This window comes from Sphingomonas bacterium (genome assembly GCF_903644135.1).
In the GTDB taxonomy this organism is placed as follows: Bacteria; Pseudomonadota; Alphaproteobacteria; order Sphingomonadales; family Sphingomonadaceae; genus Sphingomonas.
Map to the genome: position 1 here is coordinate 1 of NZ_CAHJXA010000337.1, position 2,957 is coordinate 2,957.

A 2,957-nucleotide genomic window follows, 5' to 3' on the forward strand; every position below is an offset into this window, starting at 1 on the left:
GTCGGTCGGCTTGATCGGCAGCTGCACCACCAGCCCGGCCACCAGCGCATAACCCAGCGCCGCCACCGCCGCCGCCGTCAGCAGCCCGGCGCGTGCGCGGTCCCGATCGATCGTCATCTTCAACGCGGCATCACTCTCTTGTTCGAACGCCGCCAACGAACCAGCCGCCGGTTGGAGCCGCGCCTGCCCGCTCAGAAGGCGAGCGCCAGCCGCTCCTGCAGAGCCTGCACCGGACTGGCGGCGATCGCCTCGCTGACCTGGGCCTGGTCAAGCCGTGCCACCCGCCGATGCAGGTCGCCGCTCATCGTGACCAGCGCACGCGCTTGCGGCGGCAGATCGGCCAGCGCTGCCGGGTCGGTCACTGGTGCCTCGCCTAGCCGGCGCGACGGATCAAGCGCCTCGCGGGCGCGCATCTCGCCGGCGAACACCGCTCGCTGGGTCAGCAGCCAGGCGATGACGTGCATCAGCCGCGTCGTGACCTTCAGCGACTCGCACGAGAACGCGACGCGGCTCAGCGGTGCGAGCGACTCGCGCTCGGCCCGGCCCTGCTCGTCGAAATAGGCGCGCGCCTCGTCCGCCAGTACCATCGCCTCGACGTACAGCGCGTCCACCAACCGGCGATGAAGTCGCGAATCACGAGGTGCGCCAGGCATTGCCCCTGCTGCCACGCGCGACAGGGCCGCGGCAATGCGGCGCGCGAGTGAAGTCGTCCCAAAGCGACGCGCGACGTCGCGCATGTGGAAGGATCAGGCGATCAGGTCCGGCACTAGCCGATCCTCGATCTGCGCGATCTCGTCACGCAACCGCAGCTTGCGCTTCTTCAGCCTGGCCATCTGCAACTGATCTGGGATTGTGGTCGTCGCCAGCGCCTCGATCGCGGTGTCGAGGTCGCGATGCTCGACGCGCAGCATGTCGAGCCTCACCTGCGCCACTGCTATGTCCACCCGGCATCCCCATCGGCGTCTAACGCCAATCCTAGCCAGCGGGCGATGGCGAAGCGAGCGCCAAAACGGATGGTCGCATCCAGCATAGCCGTTCGTCGCATCGGACCCATCGGCGCGCGACTTTCTTCAAGACTGGTGGTTCAATATTCACCCAACGATTGCAGGAGCGACTTGCCATGGCGACGACCCACCAGACTGCACTGGAAACCAAGCATTCCCTGTTGGACCGCCGCATCGCCGACGAGACGGCGAGGCCGCAGCCCGATTCGGTGCGGATCGCGTCGCTCAAGAAGCAGAAGCTGCGGCTCAAGGAAGAGATCGCGACCTTATAGCGTCGCGCTCCGCTCAACCCAGCAAAGGCTTGGCGTAGTGCGGAGTATGCTCGCCGCCACCGATCGGCTTGCGGGCGAGCCGGGGGTCGATCGGCTGATCCAAGGCGATACCGATCCGCCCTTCCGCGCACCAGGCGACCCGTCCGGTCACCTCGCCGATGCCGCGCAACACCAGGCGGAGCGTCGACTCGAGCGGCAGCTTGCGATCGATCTCGATCATCAGGCCGCCCTCCGACAAATTGCGGACGCGCACGTTGCGCTGCACAGTCTCGCCGGGGAGCGACAGGCGACCCGTGAGGAACAGGCTGTCACGGCCCCTCGCCCGTTGCGAACGCGCGCCATCGGCCGATCCGTCATCGTGATCGACAAACGGGATGCGGTCGATGCTGTCCATGCGATGCGAGCCTCTGCGTGGGGTAGTCGCGTGTCGCGTAAGGCTGTGCGGTTAATAAGGGCTAAATAGTCGGCCCGGAACGGCGTGCGCCTAATCTTCGCGCGAAATCTTCTCGTGCCGCTCGTGCCGTTCCTGCGCCTCCACCGTCATCGTCGCGATCGGCCGCGCCTCCAGTCGGGCAAGGCTGATTGGCTCGCCGGTGACGTCGCAATAGCCATATTCGCCCTCGTCGATGCGGCGGATGGCGGCGTCGATCTTGGCGATCAGCTTGCGCTGGCGGTCGCGGGTGCGCAGCTCGATCGACCAGTCGGTCTCGCTTGACGCGCGATCGGTCAGGTCCGCCTCGCGCAGGCTGTCGGCCTGGAGCTGCGACAGCGTCCCTTGCGCCTCGCGCAGGATGGCATCCTTCCAGGCGAACAGCTTGGTCCGGAAATAGGCCTGTTGGCGAAGGCTCATGAACGGCTCGTCGGCCGTCGGGCGGTAACCATCACCGGCGTCGTTCGCCGGCGGACCAGGTATCTCAGTGCTGCCCACGCGATTCAACAACGTCGCCATGCCCACACTCCCCCGTGGCGCCCGACCCGTTCTGGCCCGCACGCCACCCCATGCCGAGCGCCTATAGGCAGCAAGCGTCGCCCCCACAAGCAGGAGGCGGAGGGGTATTGTTCCTTGCGCGACTGTGTGGCGTGGGAGGCACAATGGCTCTTGGATGGCCGTGCGATAAAACCCGCCCGTGCCGTCCTGACACATTAACGATAAGCTTCCCCGCCGCGTGTAGCCAATCCTCACTGACAACGACACAATGATGGTTAATGCGCTTGCCCTTAATGCTTTGTTTCTGGCTTTTGAGGATAGCAGCAGATGTCCGCCGCGACGCGTCTTGTGTCGATCGGCGACATGCCTTGGATGGGAAGTGCTATCATGTCGGTTCGGATGGCTCTGGCTAAACTTTGCGCGTGTGCCGCTGGCGGTGCCGCGATCGGCGGCGGAGCCGTTCATTACGCAGAGCGGCCGCAGCATAACTATGCCAAGCGGGTGATCAAGGGACACGTCGTCGCGCAGCGGGTCGTCGCGACCCAGATCGGCCATGGTCGGCGACGCATCGTCACGACCACCACCACCAGCTCGTGCGCGCCCGCGGTGGTGACGGTGGCCAACACCGCACCGATCGCGCTGCCCGCACCGCAGCCGTTCAGCGGCGGCGGCGGCTCGGTTCCGGTCGTGGTCGGCGGCAGCGGCGGCTTCTTCGGCGGCGGCGGCTTTGGTGGGGGGTTAGGCGGCGGCTTC

5 protein-coding genes and 1 pseudogene are annotated in these 2,957 nt (G+C 66.5%); 2 read left to right on the forward strand and 4 right to left on the reverse strand.

Annotation, left to right across the window (positions count from 1 at the left end):
- Nucleotides 1–191 precede the first annotated feature (191 nt).
- Together HUU96_RS14020 and HUU96_RS14025 are read right to left on the reverse strand one after the other, a co-directional pair.
- Nucleotides 192–653, reverse strand: coding sequence for a DUF1465 family protein (locus HUU96_RS14020; protein WP_174293363.1), 462 nt, complete (start codon nt 651–653; stop codon nt 192–194).
- Between the two features lie 93 nt (nt 654–746).
- The gene (locus HUU96_RS14025) at nt 747–911 is read right to left on the reverse strand and encodes a YdcH family protein (RefSeq protein ID WP_174293367.1); all 165 of its coding nucleotides are present in this window, start codon (nt 909–911) and stop codon (nt 747–749) included.
- A 209-nt stretch (nt 912–1,120) separates the two neighbouring features.
- On the opposite strand from HUU96_RS14025, the gene HUU96_RS14030 reads away from it, so the two are divergent.
- The gene (locus tag HUU96_RS14030) at nt 1,121–1,276 is read left to right on the forward strand and encodes a YdcH family protein (RefSeq protein ID WP_174293364.1); all 156 of its coding nucleotides are present in this window, start codon (nt 1,121–1,123) and stop codon (nt 1,274–1,276) included.
- A 13-nt stretch (nt 1,277–1,289) separates the two neighbouring features.
- On the opposite strand, the gene HUU96_RS14035 is transcribed toward HUU96_RS14030, so the two are convergent.
- Together HUU96_RS14035 and dksA are read right to left on the reverse strand one after the other, a co-directional pair.
- Nucleotides 1,290–1,670, reverse strand: coding sequence for a PilZ domain-containing protein (locus HUU96_RS14035; protein ID WP_174293365.1), 381 nt, complete (start codon nt 1,668–1,670; stop codon nt 1,290–1,292).
- A gap of 90 nt (nt 1,671–1,760) precedes the next feature.
- Nucleotides 1,761–2,225, reverse strand: coding sequence for an RNA polymerase-binding protein DksA (gene dksA, locus HUU96_RS14040; RefSeq protein ID WP_174293366.1), 465 nt, complete (start codon nt 2,223–2,225; stop codon nt 1,761–1,763).
- Between the two features lie 378 nt (nt 2,226–2,603).
- On the opposite strand from dksA, the pseudogene HUU96_RS14045 reads away from it, so the two are divergent.
- Nucleotides 2,604–2,957: pseudogene (locus HUU96_RS14045) on the forward strand (hypothetical protein); the annotation flags it as partial.

What these genes read in the sequence shown, in the direction of transcription:
- HUU96_RS14030 (WP_174293364.1), top strand. Translation starts at nt 1,121, where the DNA reads ATGGCGACGACCCACCAGACTGCACTGGAAACCAAGCATTCCCTGTTG.
- HUU96_RS14035 (WP_174293365.1), bottom strand. Translation starts at nt 1,670, where the DNA reads ATGGACAGCATCGACCGCATCCCGTTTGTCGATCACGATGACGGATCG.
- HUU96_RS14025 (WP_174293367.1), bottom strand. Translation starts at nt 911, where the DNA reads ATGCTGCGCGTCGAGCATCGCGACCTCGACACCGCGATCGAGGCGCTG.
- dksA (WP_174293366.1), bottom strand. Translation starts at nt 2,225, where the DNA reads ATGGCGACGTTGTTGAATCGCGTGGGCAGCACTGAGATACCTGGTCCG.
- HUU96_RS14020 (WP_174293363.1), bottom strand. Translation starts at nt 653, where the DNA reads ATGCCTGGCGCACCTCGTGATTCGCGACTTCATCGCCGGTTGGTGGAC.